The organism is Streptomyces tauricus (assembly GCF_014650955.1).
Taxonomy (GTDB): domain Bacteria; phylum Actinomycetota; class Actinomycetes; order Streptomycetales; family Streptomycetaceae; genus Streptomyces; species Streptomyces tauricus.
Genome location: NZ_BMVY01000004.1, coordinates 284,791 through 300,181, shown reverse-complemented (window position 1 = coordinate 300,181; position 15,391 = coordinate 284,791). Strand labels below are relative to the sequence as shown.

Here is a 15,391-nt window from a genome sequence, read left to right as displayed (position 1 = left end):
CCCGGGCAGCCGCGGCCGTCCGTCCTTCGCGGGTTCGTCATGGCTGGTCGCGCGGTTCCGCGCGCCCCTGACGGGGCGCACTACGGGGTCGGCTTCTCCAGTTCGTGGCGCAAGGCGTCCAGTTCCGTGCCGCCCGCCATTTGGCGGGTCAGTTCGTCGAGGGTGATGTCGTCGCGCGTGTGGTTGCCGACCATCGTGCCTCGCTTGAGGAGGACGAAGCGGTTGCCGACGAGGTACGCGTGGTGGGGGTTGTGGGTGATCAGAACAACACCCAGACCCGCGTCACGTGCCGCGGCCACATATTTGAGGACCACACCGGACTGTTTGACGCCCAGGGCCGCGGTGGGCTCGTCGAGGACGAGGACCTTCGCGCCGAAGTGGACGGCCCGGGCGATCGCCACGCACTGGCGCTCGCCGCCGGAGAGAGTGCCGATGGGCTGGTCGACGTCCCGCAGGTCGATGCCCATGCGCAGCAGCTCCGCGTGGGTCGTGCGGCGCATCAGGTCGACGTCCAGGCGCTTGAAGGGGCCGGATCCCTTGCGGGGTTCGGAGCCGAGGAAGAAGTTCCGCCAGACCGGCATCAGGGGGACGACGGCGAGGTCCTGGTAGACCGTGGCGATGCCGTGGTCCAGGGCCTCCCGCGGGGACGCCGGGCGGGCGTCCTCGCCCTCGATGCGGAAGGTGCCCGCGTCGTGCTGGTGCAGCCCCGCGATGATCTTGATCAGGGTCGACTTGCCGGCGCCGTTGTCGCCGAGGACGCAGGTGATCTCCCCGGCGTGGACCTCCAGCGAGACGCCCTCCAGGGCGCGGATGTTGCCGTAGTACTTACTGACGTCGTCGAGTTCGACGAGGGGTGTGCGCCGAGCGGACGTCGTCGGGGTGGGCTGCGTCACGCCGTGGCCTCCGCGCGCTTGCGGACCCAGGCGTTCAGCAGGGTCGCGAGGAGCAGCATCGCTCCCAGGAAGAACTTGAACCAGTCGGGATTCCACTCGGCGAACACGATGCCCTTGTCGGTCATGCCGAAGATCAGCGCGCCGACCGCCGAGCCGACGGCGGAACCGTAGCCGCCGGTGATCAGACAGCCGCCGATGACGGCCGCGATGATGTATGTCAGTTCCTTGCCGACACCCTCGCCCGACTGCACGGCGTCGAAGGAGAAGAGCAGGTGCTGTCCGGCGATCCAGGCGGCGAAGGACACGCCCATGTAGAGGCCGATTTTGGTCGCGGCGACGGGGACGCCGACCGCGCGGGCCGCTTCTTTTCCGCCACCGACGGCGAAGATCCAGTTGCCGACGCGAGTACGCAGCAGGATCCAGGAGGCGAGGGCCACCAGGCCGATCCACCACAGGATGGTGACCTTGAAGTCGACGCCGCCGACGGTCAGGACGGACGCGAAGAGTGCCCTGGCGGAGGTGAAGCCCTCCATGTCGGCGATCGACTTGGTGGAGACGGTGCCGGTGATCAGCTTGGTGAAGCCGAGGTTCATCCCGGTCAGCATGAGGAAGGTGCCGAGCGTGATGATGAAGCTGGGCAGCTTGGTGCGGGTGAGCATGAAGCCGTTGAAGAAGCCGATCGCGAGGGTGACCAGCAGCGAGACCCCCACGCCCACCCAGACGTTCGCGGTCATCTGGTAGCTGAACATCGACGAGATCAGCGCGGACGACGTCACCATGACACCCGCGGAGAGGTCGAACTCGCCGCCGATCATCAGCAGGGCGACGGGCACCGCCATGATGCCGATCGTGGAGGCCGCGTACAGCACGGTGGTGAGCCCCGCGGCCCGGACGAAACCGTCCGCGATCAGCGCGAAGAAGAGGAAGACGGCGAGCGCGCCGACCACCGAGCCGAGTTCGGGCCGGCCCAGCAGCCTGCGCAGCGGCGAGGTCCGCAGCAGCCGGTCGTCCGCCGTGGAGGTCGCAGGGGGTGTGGGAGGCGTGGGAGCCGTCGCCGTCATCGTGTCCCCCGCTCCGCGTAGCTCTTCAGCTCGGCGGCCTGGTCCTTGGTGATGATCTGCGGCCCGGTGAGGACGGGCCGGCCGCCGCCGAGCGTGTCGGCGTTGTAGCGGTACAGCCAGAGCAGGTCCACGGCCTCGTACCCCTGGAGGTACGGCTGCTGGTCGACGGCGAAGCCGAGGGTGCCGTCCTTGAGGGAGGCGGCCACCTTGGCGTTCAGGTCGAAGGTGTCGATCTCGGCCTTGCTGCCCGCGTCCTCCTTGGCCTTGACCGCGGTGTCCGCGTAGGGCGCGCCGAGGGTGACGACGGCGTCCACGGACGGGTCGGCCTGGAGCTTGGCGCCGATGGTGGACTGGACGGCCGACATGTCGGTGCCCTCCACGTAGATGTTCCGTAGGGTGCCGTCGAAGGTCTTCTTCACACCCGCGCAGCGCTGCTCATGGCCGACATTGCCCTGTTCGTGGAGGACGCAGAGGGCCGTTTTCCGGCCACGCTCGTTCAGCTCGTCGCCGACGGCCTCGCCCGCGATCGTCTCGTCCTGGCCGACATGGGTGAGCGCGCCGAACTCCTTGGACTGCTCGGAGCCCGAGTTCACGGTGATCACGGGGATGCCGGCCTTCACGGCGCGCGCGACCGCGCTCTTCATCGCGTCGGGCTTGGCGAGCGTGACGACGATGCCGTCGACGCCCTTGTCCACGGCGGCGTCCACGAGCTGCGCCTGCTGCTGTCCCTCGTCGTCGTGGGAGTACAGGAACTTGATGTTGTCCTTGTCGGCCGCCTGCTGGGCGCCGTTCTGGACGATGTCCCAGAACGTGTCGCCGTCGCCCGAGTGGGTGATCATCGCGACGGTCCAGCGAGGCGTGCTCACCGCGCCCCCACCCTGGGCCGACGCCGCTTCGCGGGCGTCCTCGGCGCGCTTGCCGCCGGTGCTGCTGCACCCGGCCAGGGATGCGCCCAGCGCCCCTGCCACCGCGATGCTGACCCAGGTCCGAAACCGTGCCACGAGGCCGTGCCCTTCTTGCCATCCGATATATGGAACAACCAAGTATCGGATACGGAGTGAAGGATTCCGGACAGCGGGGCTGTCGGCACCGTCGCGTCAGCCTGTGCGCGGGCGTCCGGATGCGGCGCCGGGGCCCGTGGAGTCGTACCAGCTCAGGGGCGTACGAGCAGTTGGAACTCGAAGGAGTAGCGCGAGGCGCGGTAGGTGTGGGAGCCGAACTCGACGGCGCGGCCCGTGTCGTCGAAGGTGGTGCGCTGCATGGTGAGCAGCGGGGCGCCCGCGGACTCGTCGAGGCGCTCGGCCTCCGCGGCCGTGGCGGCCCGGGCGCCGACGGACTGGCGGGCGCTGTGCAGGGTGATGCCCGCGACCCGCATCAGCCGGTACAGCCCGGTGGCCTCCAGTTGCGCGCTGTCGAGGTCGAGCAGGCCGGGCGGCAGATGGTTGCAGAGGTACGCCATCGGGTCGCCGTGGGCCAGCCGCAGCCGCTCCACCCGGTGCACGTCGCTGCCCTCCGCCACCGACAGGGCCGCCGCGACCTCGGCCGTCGCCGGGACGACGGTGTTGACGAGGACGCGGGTCGCCGGGCGCTGGCCGGCCGCCTCCAGGTCGTCGTAGAGGCTGCTGAGCTCCAGGGGGCGCTTGACCTGGCTGTGGACGACCTGGGTGCCGACACCCCGGCGGCGTACGAGGAGGCCCTTGTCCACCAGGGACTGGATGGCCTGGCGGACCGTGGGCCGGGACAGGCCGAGACGTCCGGCGAGCTCGATCTCGTTGCCCAGCAGGCTGCCCGGGGTCAGGGCACCGCGCTCGATCGCCGCTTCGAGCTGCTGGGCCAGCTGGAAGTAGAGCGGGACCGGGCTGTTCCGGTCGACGCTGAGCTGGAGCGGCGTGGTCGGGTCCACATCTGGTTTGGGCACGGGCCCGAGCGTAGCTCCGGTGCATGTTGACGGGAAGTTGTGAGGTTCGATTGTCCGGACAAAGAGTTGACAGGGTGTAGGATTCGCCCTCAACTTTGTCCCATGCGCATCGGACTCATCGGGACGGGTCGTATCGGTACATTTCATGCGACCGCCCTCAGCCGCCACCGCGAGGTGGGCGGCTCCCTCATCGTCACGGACGCGGACCCCGTACGAGCACGTCGGCTCGCGGACCGCTTAGGTGCCACCGCGGCACCCGGCGTGGACGAGATCTTCACCTGGGGTGTGGACGCCGTGGTCATCACCGCGGCCACCTCGGCACACGGCGAACTGATCGGTCGGGCAGCCCGGGCCGGACTGCCCGTGTTCTGCGAGAAGCCCATAGCCCTCGACCTGACGGGCACCCTTACGGCCATCGCGGAGGTCGAGGCTGCCGGAACGATCCTGCAGATGGGGTTCCAGCGGCGCTTCGACTCCGGTTACGCGACCGCGCGCGAGGTGGTGCGCTCGGGGCAGCTCGGCCGGCTGCACACCGTGCGCGCGATGACCTCCGACCAGGCGCCGCCGCCGGCCGCGCATCTGCCGCTGTCCGGCGGGCTGTACCGGGACACGCTCGTGCACGACTTCGACATGCTGCGGTGGGTCACCGGGCGGGAGATCACCGAGGTCTACGCGATGGGGTCGGACGCCGGGCCCGCGATGTTCCGCGAGGCGGGCGACATCGACACGGCGGCGTGCGTCCTCACGCTGGACGACGGCACGCTCGCGACGGCCACGGCCACGCGGCTGAACGGTGCCGGGTACGACGTACGCATGGAGCTGGCCGGGGAGCTGGACCAGATCGGGGTCGGGCTCGACGACCGTACGCCGATCGCCTCGACGGAGCCGGCGGGGCCGCCCGCCGCGACCAAGCCGTGGACGGGGTTCCTGGAGCGGTTCGGGCCGGCGTACGAGGCGGAGCTGCACGCGTTCGTGGAGGTGGTGCGCGGGGAGCGGGCGAATCCGTGCGACGGGCGTGAGGCGTTGCACGCGTTGCGGATCGCGGAGGCGTGCGAGTTGTCGCGGCGCGGGCGGCGGTCGGTGCCGCTGTCGGAGATCCCGGGCGGCCGCGACTGACTGCCGTCGGGGGCGGGGAGCGCGCGGTCGGCTGCGGCAGCGTCGGGGCCGAATGCGCAGTTCCCCGCGCCCCTGAAAGCGGAGATCCCGGACGGCCGCGACCGACTGCCGTCGAGGCGGGGGGCGCGCGGTCGGCTGCGGCAGCGTCGGGGCCGAATGCGCGGTTCCCCGCGCCTCTGGGATCGGGGTCGGCGTCAGTGGTCGTCTGTTTCCAGGAGGCCCGCGTCGTAGGTGAGCAGGGCGATCTGGACGCGGTTGTTGAGGTCCAGCTTCGCCAGGATTCGGGAGACGTGTGTCTTGACCGTGGCCACGCTCATGAAGAGTCCCGCCGCGATCTCCGCGTTCGAACCGCCCCGCCCGACCGCCACGGCGACCTCGCGTTCGCGGTCGTTGAGCGCGGCGACCCGCGCACGGGCACGCGCACGCCGCGTGTCGGGCGCCGCGCCCGCGGCATGTTCCATCAACTGCCGCGTCACCGTGGGCGAGAGCACCGGATCACCCGCCGCGACCCGGCGCACCGCGTGCAGGATCTCCGCGGGCGGGGTGTCCTTCAGGACGAACCCCGCCGCACCCGCGCGCAGCGCCCGCAGCACCTGTTCGTCGGCGTGGAAGGTGGTGAGCACGATGACCTGGGGAGCGTCCTTCCGGCCCCTGAGCCGTTCCGTGGCGACCAGCCCGTCCACCGTCGGCATCCTGATGTCCATGAGGACGACGTCGGGGCGCGTGCGGTCCACGAGGGCCTCGACCTCGCTGCCGTCGGAGGCCTCGCCCACGATCTCCAGGTCGTCGGCGCCGCCCAGCATGAGGGAGAGGCCGGCTCTGACCAGCGGGTCGTCGTCGACGAGGAGCAGACGGATCGAAGTCATGCGCCCACCGTAGTGATACGTCACCCCCAGGGCAGCCACGCGTGCACGAGGAAGCCGCCGTCCCCCTCGGGGCCGTGGTCCAGGTGTCCGCCCGCGAGCACGGCCCGCTCCCTGAGGCCGATGAGCCCCTGACCGGAACCCGGGACATCAGGCACGTCGCCGGGCGGCGGCGGATTGCGTACGGAGATGGTGAGACCGGTGCCCGGGGCCCCGGTCACGGTGACCGTGACCTCCGCGCCGGGGGCGTGCTTACGGGCGTTGGTCAGGCACTCCTGGGCGATGCGGTACGTGGTGCGGCCCACCGAGGCGGGGACGGCCGCCGCGTCGACGACCCGGTTGTCGAGCGTGACCTTCATGTCGGCGTCCCGGCTCTCGGAGACCAGCCCCTCCAGAGCGCCGAACGTCGGCTGCGGCCGCCCGGACTCCTCGGCGTGGTCCCCGGAGGCGCGGAGCACCCCGATGATCTCGCGCAGGTCCTGAAGGGCGTCGTGCGCGCTCTCCCGGATCACCCCGGCGGCCCGCGCGACCTCCGCCCGGGGGGCGTCCGGGCGGATCTCCAGTGCTCCGGCGTGCACGCTGAGCAGGGTCAGCCGGTGGGCGAGGACGTCGTGCATCTCGCGCGCGATCGACTCCCGGGCCAGCCGCTGGGCCTGCTCGGCGCGCAGCGCCGCCTCGGTCTCGGCACGCCGTGCCCGGTCGCGCAGGCTCAGCATGAGCTGCCGCTTGGAGCGCGCGAGCATGCCCCAGCCGACCACTGCGAGGGTCAGCAGCACACCGAGGCCCACGATCACCGCGTACGGGAGATCGGAGTCGGGGCGCCACCAGAAGAAGAAGGGGATGAACACGAGCTGCACGCCGCCCGCCCAGGCGACGTACTTGAAGGGGCGGTGCACGGCGAGGGTGAACAGGGCGACGAGGCCCGCGCCGCCCGCGGTGTTGGAGACGAAGCAGACCGGCACCATCGCGAAGGCGAGGCCGACCGGCCAGCGCCGCCGGAGCCAGACGGCCGCGCAGGCGAGCGCGCCGAGCCACTGGTCGACGACCTCTAGGGCGTACGGGATGTTCGGGTCGCCGTCCGTCTGGTCCGCGCCGAGCAGGCCCACGCCGACGGCGATCAGGAAGCAGGCGAAGTCGACGGCCCAGTCCCGGGCGGTGCGCCGGGGGCGGCCCTTGCGGTCGGTGTGCTGCGGGTCGAGTTCCGAGGTGACGGCCGACGGCAGAAACCACCGGCGTACCGGGGGGTTCGGGGGCTTCGGCAGCGGCGCGATATCACTCACGGTGGGCAATCTACGCATCGACGCCCGCCGGTACCGCCCCCGTCGGCCGATCGTCTACCAAAGTCGCGGACACGTCAGACTTTCGGCGCGGTCCCCGTCGTCGTTCCGGGACTTCCGCCGTGCGCGGCGCGACCGGCGGCCGATGAATCCGCCGGGGCCGCGGGGCGAGCATCCTTGTATGAAGCAGGTTCTGGAGTTTCTCGGTGTGATCGCCTTCTTGCAGGGCGGGGTCGGTCTGGTCCACGAGTTCACCGGCTGGCTGCGTGGCTGGGGCCTCGTCCAGGGGCTCGGCTTCCTCGACGGCCGTGAGGTCTACGGGAGTGTCGCGCTGCTCGTGCTGTCGTTCGCGCTGTTCGCGGCGGCCGAGAGCCTGAAGTCCGGCTGAGGAGCTCGGCCTTGGGGTGACGTCGGGTGTGCCGGTGAGGTCCGTGTCCGTTCGCCGCCAGCGTTCCGGGAGCGTGGCCGCTGAGATGGACACATGACTTCGCAGACGACTGATCAGACCTCGGAGACGACAGCCCGGACCTCCCTGGCGACCGCCCGGCCGGCGCTCGGCGGAACCGTGGCCCTGGTGACCGGCGGCAGCCGCGGGATCGGTGCGGCGATCGCCGTACGGCTCGCCGAGGAGGGCGCCGATGTGGCGTTCACCTATGTGCGCGACAAGGAGGCGGCGGACCTGGTCGCGGGCCGGATCCGGGCGCTGGGGCGGCGGGCGCTCGTGCTGCGCGCGGATTCCGCCGACGCGGGAGAGGCGGCGGGTGCCGTGGACCGTGCCGTGGAGGAGTTCGGCGGCCTCGACATCCTGGTGAACAACGCGGGCGTCGGGCTGATCGGACCGCTGGAGACCCTCTCCCTCGCCGACATCGACCGGGTGCTCGCCGTGAACGTACGCGGTGTCTTCCTCACCTCCCAGGCGGCGGCCGGCCGGATGGGGCGCGGCGGGCGGATCATCACCATCGGGTCGTGCATGACGCAGCGGGTGCCGGGGGGCGGGAGCACGTTGTACTCCACCGGGAAGTCCGCGCTCATCGGGCTGACGAAGGCGCTCGCCCGGGAGTTGGGTGAGCGGGGGATCACGGTGAACATCGTTCATCCGGGGCCGGTGGACACGGACATGAATCCGGCCGACGGGGTCTATGCGGCGGGGCAGGCCGCTTTCACCGCGGTGGGGCGGTTCGGGACGGCCGCGGAGGTGGCTTCGGCGGTCGCGTATCTGGCGGGGGGTGAGGCCGGGTATGTGACGGGGGCGGAGTTCTCGGTGGATGGGGGGCATGCGGCCTGATCGGCGGGGGTTTTCGCCCCCGCCGCCCCTACCCGGTCCCGTCCCCCATGGGGGCTGCGCCCCCTCGCCCCCCGTATCGCGCTGCGCGCTCGTCCTCGGACGCCGGACGGGCTGGGAGACCGGCTATCCGCCGAGTTCCCGGTGGCGGGCCGACAGGCGTGCCGACCCCTCCTCCGTCAGTGAGCCGAACAGTCGCAGGCGCGATATCCCGCCGTCCGGATAGATGTCCACGCGTGCGTGCGTGCCGACGGCCGGGGTGGTGAGGACGAAGCGGTGGTTCGTGTCGGGCTGGAGGCGGGTTCGGGGCAGGGCCTCCGTCCATGCGCCGTCCGCGCCGTCGCGGACGGAGACCGACGCCCAGCCCGCCGCGTTGCCCTTCAGATACGCCGTGTCGATCTCGATCGCGCGGATCTCGGACCGGGCGACGAGCTGGTAGCGGATCCAGTCGTTGCCCTGGTCGCGGCGCCGCCGTGTCTCCCAGCCGTCGTCCATCTTGTGGGAGTGGCCGGGCTGGATGGTGTTGGTGGGGGGCGAGTAGAAGCGGTTTGAGGCGTCCTCGACGTGGCCGCCGTTCTCCAGGGCGACCACGTCGAAGGTGCCGAGGACGGACAGCCACCGCGGGTCCGGTACGACCTCGCCGTACACGCGAAGGCGCGCGATGCCCCCGTCGGGATGCTGGTTGACGCGGAGGTGGGTGATGCGCTGCTCGACGTCGACCGCGAACCCGTTGGCCGCGTGGCCGCCGACCTCCGTACGGGGTACGAGAGTTGTCCACTTGACGTCGTCCGCGAGGAGGTCCTCGGGGGACGGGGAGCCGGGTACCGAGGTCCCCTCGATGGACACCGCCTGCGGGTAGTTGCCGCGGAAGTGGGCGGTGTCGACGACGATGCCGTGGACGACTCCGGGGGCGCCGAGGCGGACGAGCGCCCAGTCGTGGTCGTCGGCCGTGGGCCAGGGATGCTCGGCGGAGGCACCGCGTCGGCGGCGGGTCTCCCAGCCGTCCATGACCTTGCCCTTGTGTCCGAAGCGCTCGGGGTCGAACTCGGCCGGCTCGGGCAGCAGCAGGTTCTCGCGGTGGGCGAAGAACTCGTCGTTGGCGGCGACGACCGCGGCGCCGAGCTGCCGGTCGGCGAGGTTGGCGTACCGGGTGAAGGGGAAGTCGGCGGTGCGGTGGTCCGCGTACGGGTCACCGCCTCCGTAGGGGTTCGCGTCGCCGGTGAAACGAGCCGGAGAGGGCTGCTGCTCGGTCACGTGATCAGGTCTTCCTTTCGGGGTCTGCCGCCGCGGGTGCGGGGCGGTTGTCGGGCGTCGGCGGGGGACTACCTCCGGCGGGACAGGAGTTGGCCTGCCGGGTCGGTGAACTCGCCCTCGGACAGCACGCGTTCACCGCGCAGCCAGGTGGAGCGGACCACCCCGTACAGGGTCCGGCCCGCGTACGCGGTGACGCGGTTGCGGTGCTGGAGCGCGGCCGGGTCGACGGTGAACGTCTCGTCGGGCGCCAGGACCGCGAAGTCGGCGTCGCGGCCCGCCGCGATGGCGCCCTTGCGGTCGTCGAGGCCGACCAGTTCCGCCGTGCTCGAAGACATCCAGCGGACCACGTCCTCCAGGCCGTGTCCGCGCCTGCGGGCCTCCGTCCAGACGGCCGACAGGCTGAGCTGGAGCCCGGAGATACCGCCCCACGCGGTCGCGAAGTCGTCGGTCTTCAGGTCAGCCGTCGACGGCGAGTGGTCGGTGACCACGCAGTCGATCGTGCCGTCGGCCAGCGCCTGCCACAGGAGGTCCTGGTTCGCGGCCTCCCGGATGGGCGGGCAGCACTTGAACTCGCTCGCCCCGTCCGGGACTTCCTCGGCGGTGAGCGTCAGATAGTGCGGACAGGTCTCCGCCGTGACCCGTACGCCCTCGCGCTTGGCCGCCGCTATCAGGGGGAGCGCGTCGCTGGACGACAGGTGCAGTACGTGGACGCGGGCGTCGAGGCGCGCGGCCTGGGCGATGAGGTTGCCGATGGCGGTGTTCTCGGCGTCGCGCGGGCGCGAGGCCAGGAAGTCGGCGTACTTGCGGCCGCTCTTCTGCGGGGCCGCGGCCAGGTGGTGCGGGTCCTCGGCGTGGACGATCAGCAGTCCGCCGAATCCGGCGATCTCCGCGAGGGACTGGGCGAGTTGGTCCTGGTCCAGCTCGGGGAACTCGTCGACGCCGGAGGGCGACAGGAACGCCTTGAAGCCGAAGACGCCCGCGTCGTGCAGGGGGCGCAGGTCCTTGACGTTGTCGGGCAGGGCGCCGCCCCAGAACCCGACGTCGATGTGCGCCTTGGAGCGGGCCACGTCCTTCTTGGTGCGGAGGTGGTCGACCGTCGTGGTCGGCGGAAGGGAGTTGAGGGGCATGTCGACCAGGGTCGTGATGCCGCCCGCCGCCGCGGCGCGCGTGGCGGTCCAGAAGCCCTCCCACTCCGTGCGGCCGGGATCGTTGACGTGTACGTGGGTGTCGACGAGTCCGGGCAGCAGGACGTCGTCTCCGAAGTCCTCCAGCCTTGCCCCGGCGGGCACCTCGGCGTCGTGCGCGAGCACGGCCGTGATCTTTCCCCCGGAGACGGCGACCGAGGCCGCGCGCATCCCTTCCGGAGTGATGACGCGCGTCGAGCGCAGGACCAGTTCGACCAAGCCGTCGTCGGACACCGGGACCCCTTTCCATGCCGGACGTCTCCTGCCGCCGTTAACTTCCACGTAACGGAATTCAACGTTCTGTTGAAGGAGTCTTCACTCCGCACCCCGTGCCGTCAAGGGTCGGCCTCGACCGGGCCGCGACCTCGACCCGCGCACGGCAGCCACTGGACGTTTCCACTAAGCGGAAATAGACTTCCGTAGAGCAGAACTTAATCACACGCAGCCGTGCAGTCAACCAACTGCCGGGTAGGCTTCCCACCTGCCTGCCCGTCTGAAAGGACCGCGCCCGTGCCGACGTCCAGCGCAAGCGACGCCTCCGCCGAGGTCGCCACCAAGCCGGCTGCCGCCAGCGGTGGCGTCCAGTCCCTAGAGCGCGCCTTCGACCTGCTGGAGCGGATGGCGGACGCGGGCGGCGAGGTCGGGCTGAGCGAACTCTCCGCGAGCAGCGGGCTGCCGCTGCCCACCATCCACCGCCTCATGCGCACGCTCGTGGTCTGCGGTTACGTACGCCAGCAGACCAATCGGCGCTACGCGCTCGGTCCGCGCCTGATCCGGCTCGGCGAGTCGGCGTCCCGGCTGCTCGGCACCTGGGCCCGCCCCTATCTGGCCCGCCTGGTCGAGGAGACCGGCGAGACGGCGAACATGGCGCTGCTCGACGGCGACGAGATCGTCTATGTGGCGCAGGTGCCGTCGAAGCACTCGATGCGGATGTTCACCGAGGTGGGCCGCCGGGTGCTGCCGCACTCCACCGGTGTCGGCAAGGCCCTGCTGGCCCACGTCCCGGACGGCGAGGTGCGCGCCCTGCTGTCCCGTACGGGGATGCCCGCCGCGACGGACAAGACCATCACGACACCGGACGGCTTCCTGAGCGCGCTCGAAGAGGTGCGCCGGGCGGGTTACGCGGTGGACGACAACGAGCAGGAGATCGGGGTCCGCTGCCTCGCGGTCTCCGTCCCCAACTCCCCCACGGCCGCGGCCATCTCGATCTCAGGCCCGGCGGGCCGTGTCACGGAGACGGCCACGGACCGCATCGTGCCGGTACTGCAACAGGTCGCACTGGAACTGTCGGAGGCCCTGGCCAACTCAGGCCCGGCAACCTGAGCCCACCCTCTCCGGCCCGGCGGCCGATCCCGCCCGCCGCGCCCCGGCAACCCGAGCCCGCCCCTTCCGGCCCTGCCGCCTGAGCCCCGGCGTCCGAGCCCCCCGTCGCGACCCGGCGGTTCGAGCCCGCCCCGTCGCGGCCCGGCGGCCCGAGGCCACCCCCTTTCGGCGCGGTGGCCCGAGCCTGGCCCTCGCGGTCCGGCGCGGCCTGAGCCCGCCCTCCGCGGGCCGCCCACCGGCGCGGGAGTCGCCCGGCACAGCAAGGGCGCGGGCTCTCAGCCTCGCGGGGGCTCTCCGAAGAGGTCGACCGCGGTGCGTACCGCGGCGAGTCCCGTGGTCAGGGCGCTGACCGAGCCGATGGAGCCGGCGACCAGCAGGAGCGAGCGGCGCAGGCGCGGGATCTCGGGGATGCCGCTGACGGCCATCGCGGCGAGCGCCGCGAGTTCGTCCTCCGCGATGCCGCGGTCGGGGAACTCGGCCGGCAGCGCGGCCAGTTCGCGGCGCAGTCTGGACACGGCGGTCCGCAGCTCCGCCACTCTCGGATCCTCGTCGCTGCCGGTCACTGACCTCTGTCCCAAGCTCCGCAACACAGCTCTCCCCCTGGCGTGCCGCCCGCCGCCCGGCGCGCGACCTCGTCTCTCCCGCCCGACCGCCCCGTGGCGTTGGTCGGGCGCCGGGGACGCGGGCAAGTAAACGCCACCCGGTGCGGTGGACGCCACTCCACGGACCGAAATTCAGACCCCGGACATCCTTCCCTCGCCCACCGGTCAGGTATGCAGGAGGGATGACGGAAAACGACGGCCTGGTGGCCGGACTGCTGCTCGCCGCGGGCGGCGGCCGGCGCCTCGGCGGACGACCCAAGGCGCTCCTCGAACACCGGGGCCGCCCCTTGGTGGAGTACGCGGCCGGGGTCCTGCGCGACGCCGGCTGCACCCGCGTCCACGTGGTGCTGGGGGCGGCGGCCGACGCCGTACGGGAGCGGGCCGACCTGCCCGGCTGCGTACTGGTGGACAACCCCGAGTGGGAGGAGGGCATGGGGTCCTCGCTGCGGGCCGGGCTGGAGTCGCTGCGGGGTACGGGGGCGGGAGCCGCCCTGGTGTCCCTGGTCGACCAGCCGGGCATCGGGCCGGAGGCGACGGCCCGGCTCCTCGCCGCCCACCGCTCCCCCGCGACGCTCGCCGCGGCCTCGTACGAGGGGAAGCGGGGCCACCCCGTCCTGCTCGGCGCCGACCACTGGGCGGGCATCGCCGCGACTGCGACCGGCGACCAGGGGGCACGCGCCTATCTGAAGGCGCACGCGGACGCGATCACCCTCGTCGAGTGCGCGGACGTGGCACAGCCCTACGACATCGACACGGCGGCGGACCTCGCCCGGTACCTACAGTGAGCGAGGTGGCACCGAGCGCCACATTGTCTCGATCCGGAGAGTCTCGACATCAACAAAACATTGAACTTCCACCATGAGGAAACTAGTATCCACTGTTCAGAAGCGCCCGACCTCTTCACGGGCGCCCACCGCCGCAACCGGTCGACTGGCACCCGGTGCCACGTTCGCTGAAGGAAGTGACAGCTCATGTCCGCACCAGCGCCGTCCCCGCTGGCCATCGTCGACGCCGAGCCCCTGCCCCGGCAGGAGGAGGTCCTCACCGAGGAGGCCCTCGCCTTCGTCGCCGAGTTGCACCGGCGGTTCACCCCCAGGCGTGACGAGCTGCTGGCCCGTCGCGCCGAGCGCCGCGCCGAGATCGCCCGTACCTCCACGCTCGACTTCCTCCCGGAGACCGCCGCCGTCCGCGCGGACGACTCCTGGCGGGTGGCCCCCTCGCCGGAGGCCCTGAACGACCGCCGCGTGGAGATCACCGGTCCCACCGACCGCAAGATGACCATCAACGCCCTCAACTCGGGCGCCAAGGTGTGGCTCGCGGACTTCGAGGACGCCTCCGCGCCGACCTGGGAGAACGTGGTCCTCGGCCAGATCAACCTGATCGACGCCTACACCCGCTCCATCGACTTCACGGACGAGCGCACCGGCAAGTCGTACGCCCTCAGGAAGCCCGAGGAGCTGGCGACGGTCGTGACACGCCCGCGCGGCTGGCACCTGAACGAGCGCCACCTCGTCGACGCCGACGGCACCCCGGTCCCGGGCGCGCTCGTCGACTTCGGCCTGTACTTCTTCCACAACGCCCAGCGCCTGATCGACCTCGGCAAGGGCCCGTACTTCTACCTGCCCAAGACGGAGTCGCACCTCGAAGCCCGCCTCTGGAACGAGGTGTTCGTCTTCGCGCAGGACTACGTGGGCATCCCGCAGGGCACCGTCCGCGCGACCGTCCTGATCGAGACGATCACGGCGGCGTACGAGATGGAGGAGATCCTCTACGAACTCCGCGACCACGCCTCGGGGTTGAACGCGGGCCGCTGGGACTACCTCTTCTCCATCGTCAAGAACTTCCGTGACGGCGGGCGCAAGTTCGTCCTGCCGGACCGCAACGCGGTGACGATGACGGCCCCGTTCATGCGCGCGTACACCGAACTGCTCGTCCGCACCTGCCACAAGCGCGGCGCCCACGCGATCGGCGGCATGGCCGCGTTCATCCCCTCGCGGCGCGACGAAGAGGTCAACAAGGTCGCGTTCGAGAAGGTCAAGGCCGACAAGGACCGCGAGGCGGGCGACGGCTTCGACGGCTCCTGGGTGGCCCACCCGGACCTCGTGCCGATCGCGATGGCCTCCTTCGACGCCGTGCTCGGCGACCGGCCGAACCAGAAGGACCGGCTGCGCGAGGACGTCGACGTGAAGGCCGCCGACCTCATCGCCGTCGACTCCCTCGACGCCCGGCCCACGTACGACGGACTGGTCAACGCCGTCCAGGTCGGCATCCGGTACATCGAGGCCTGGCTGCGCGGGCTCGGTGCCGTCGCGATCTTCAACCTGATGGAGGACGCGGCCACCGCGGAGATCTCGCGCTCGCAGATCTGGCAGTGGATCAACGCGGGCGTCGAGTTCGAGCACGACGGTAAGACCGTGCGGGCGACGCCCGAGCTGGCCCGCGAGATCGCGGCCCGGGACCTGGCGGACATCCGCGCCGAGATCGGCGAGGAGGCCTTCGCGGCCGGCCGCTGGCAGCAGGCCCACGACCTGCTGCTGACGGTCGCGCTCGACGGGGACTACGCGGACTTCCTCACGCTGCCGGCGTACGAGCAGCTGACCGGCTGAGCAGCGGTACGC

15 protein-coding genes are annotated in these 15,391 nt (G+C 71.4%); 6 read left to right on the top strand and 9 right to left on the bottom strand.

From position 1 onward, the window contains the following. Positions 1-80: 80 nt before the first annotated feature. From IE278_RS10230 to IE278_RS10215, 4 genes are all read right to left on the bottom strand, one after another. Entirely contained in the window at positions 81-893 is an 813-nt protein-coding gene (locus tag IE278_RS10230; RefSeq protein WP_189770927.1) for an ATP-binding cassette domain-containing protein, read from the bottom strand. After that, on the bottom strand, positions 890-1,954 hold the full coding sequence (locus tag IE278_RS10225) for an ABC transporter permease (protein WP_189770925.1): 1,065 nt from the start codon (positions 1,952-1,954) through the stop codon (positions 890-892). The genes IE278_RS10230 and IE278_RS10225 overlap by 4 nt, the downstream gene beginning before the upstream one ends. Next, a complete protein-coding gene (locus IE278_RS10220; RefSeq protein ID WP_189770923.1) occupies positions 1,951-2,955 on the bottom strand; it encodes a sugar ABC transporter substrate-binding protein in 1,005 nt (334 codons plus the stop codon). The genes IE278_RS10225 and IE278_RS10220 overlap by 4 nt, the downstream gene beginning before the upstream one ends. Positions 2,956-3,107: 152 nt before the next feature. Further along, entirely contained in the window at positions 3,108-3,857 is a 750-nt protein-coding gene (locus IE278_RS10215) for a GntR family transcriptional regulator (RefSeq protein WP_189771015.1), read from the bottom strand. Positions 3,858-3,974: 117 nt separating this feature from the next. Here IE278_RS10215 and IE278_RS10210 point away from each other — a divergent pair, with 117 nt between their 5' ends. Continuing rightward, positions 3,975-4,988 carry a Gfo/Idh/MocA family protein gene (locus IE278_RS10210; RefSeq protein ID WP_189770920.1) on the top strand — a complete coding sequence of 338 codons (1,014 nt, stop codon included), beginning with the start codon at positions 3,975-3,977 and terminating at the stop codon, positions 4,986-4,988. A 194-nt stretch (positions 4,989-5,182) separates the two neighbouring features. Here IE278_RS10210 and IE278_RS10205 read toward each other — a convergent pair whose 3' ends face one another. Together IE278_RS10205 and IE278_RS10200 are read right to left on the bottom strand one after the other, a co-directional pair. Continuing rightward, the gene (locus tag IE278_RS10205) at positions 5,183-5,854 is read right to left on the bottom strand and encodes a response regulator transcription factor (protein ID WP_189770919.1); all 672 of its coding nucleotides are present in this window, start codon (positions 5,852-5,854) and stop codon (positions 5,183-5,185) included. 20 nt (positions 5,855-5,874) lie between these two features. After that, positions 5,875-7,140 (bottom strand): sensor histidine kinase, encoded by a 1,266-nt coding sequence (locus IE278_RS10200; protein WP_373311965.1) that lies wholly within the window; start codon positions 7,138-7,140, stop codon positions 5,875-5,877. Positions 7,141-7,309: 169 nt separating this feature from the next. Here IE278_RS10200 and IE278_RS10195 point away from each other — a divergent pair, with 169 nt between their 5' ends. Further along, positions 7,310-7,516, top strand: coding sequence for a hypothetical protein (locus IE278_RS10195; RefSeq protein ID WP_189770915.1), 207 nt, complete (start codon positions 7,310-7,312; stop codon positions 7,514-7,516). 93 nt (positions 7,517-7,609) lie between these two features. After that, on the top strand, positions 7,610-8,413 hold the full coding sequence (locus tag IE278_RS10190; RefSeq protein WP_189770913.1) for a 3-oxoacyl-ACP reductase family protein: 804 nt from the start codon (positions 7,610-7,612) through the stop codon (positions 8,411-8,413). A gap of 123 nt (positions 8,414-8,536) precedes the next feature. Here the strand turns inward: IE278_RS10190 and alc are convergent, their stop codons facing one another. Together alc and allB are read right to left on the bottom strand one after the other, a co-directional pair. Beyond that, positions 8,537-9,664, bottom strand: a complete 1,128-nt coding sequence (gene alc / locus IE278_RS10185) for an allantoicase (protein WP_189770911.1) — start codon at positions 9,662-9,664, stop codon at positions 8,537-8,539. A 68-nt stretch (positions 9,665-9,732) separates the two neighbouring features. Continuing rightward, positions 9,733-11,082: an allantoinase AllB gene (gene allB, locus IE278_RS10180; RefSeq protein ID WP_189770909.1), complete on the bottom strand. Its 1,350-nt coding sequence runs from the start codon at positions 11,080-11,082 to the stop codon at positions 9,733-9,735. Between the two features lie 276 nt (positions 11,083-11,358). Here allB and IE278_RS10175 point away from each other — a divergent pair, with 276 nt between their 5' ends. Further along, on the top strand, positions 11,359-12,171 hold the full coding sequence (locus IE278_RS10175; protein WP_189770907.1) for an IclR family transcriptional regulator: 813 nt from the start codon (positions 11,359-11,361) through the stop codon (positions 12,169-12,171). 275 nt (positions 12,172-12,446) lie between these two features. Here the strand turns inward: IE278_RS10175 and IE278_RS10170 are convergent, their stop codons facing one another. Next, on the bottom strand, positions 12,447-12,761 hold the full coding sequence (locus IE278_RS10170; protein ID WP_189770905.1) for a DUF5955 family protein: 315 nt from the start codon (positions 12,759-12,761) through the stop codon (positions 12,447-12,449). Between the two features lie 194 nt (positions 12,762-12,955). Here IE278_RS10170 and IE278_RS10165 point away from each other — a divergent pair, with 194 nt between their 5' ends. Both IE278_RS10165 and aceB read left to right on the top strand, forming a co-directional pair. Then, positions 12,956-13,558, top strand: a complete 603-nt coding sequence (locus tag IE278_RS10165; protein ID WP_189770903.1) for a nucleotidyltransferase family protein — start codon at positions 12,956-12,958, stop codon at positions 13,556-13,558. A gap of 186 nt (positions 13,559-13,744) precedes the next feature. Continuing rightward, positions 13,745-15,379: a malate synthase A gene (gene aceB, locus IE278_RS10160; protein ID WP_189770901.1), complete on the top strand. Its 1,635-nt coding sequence runs from the start codon at positions 13,745-13,747 to the stop codon at positions 15,377-15,379. Positions 15,380-15,391 lie beyond the last annotated feature (12 nt).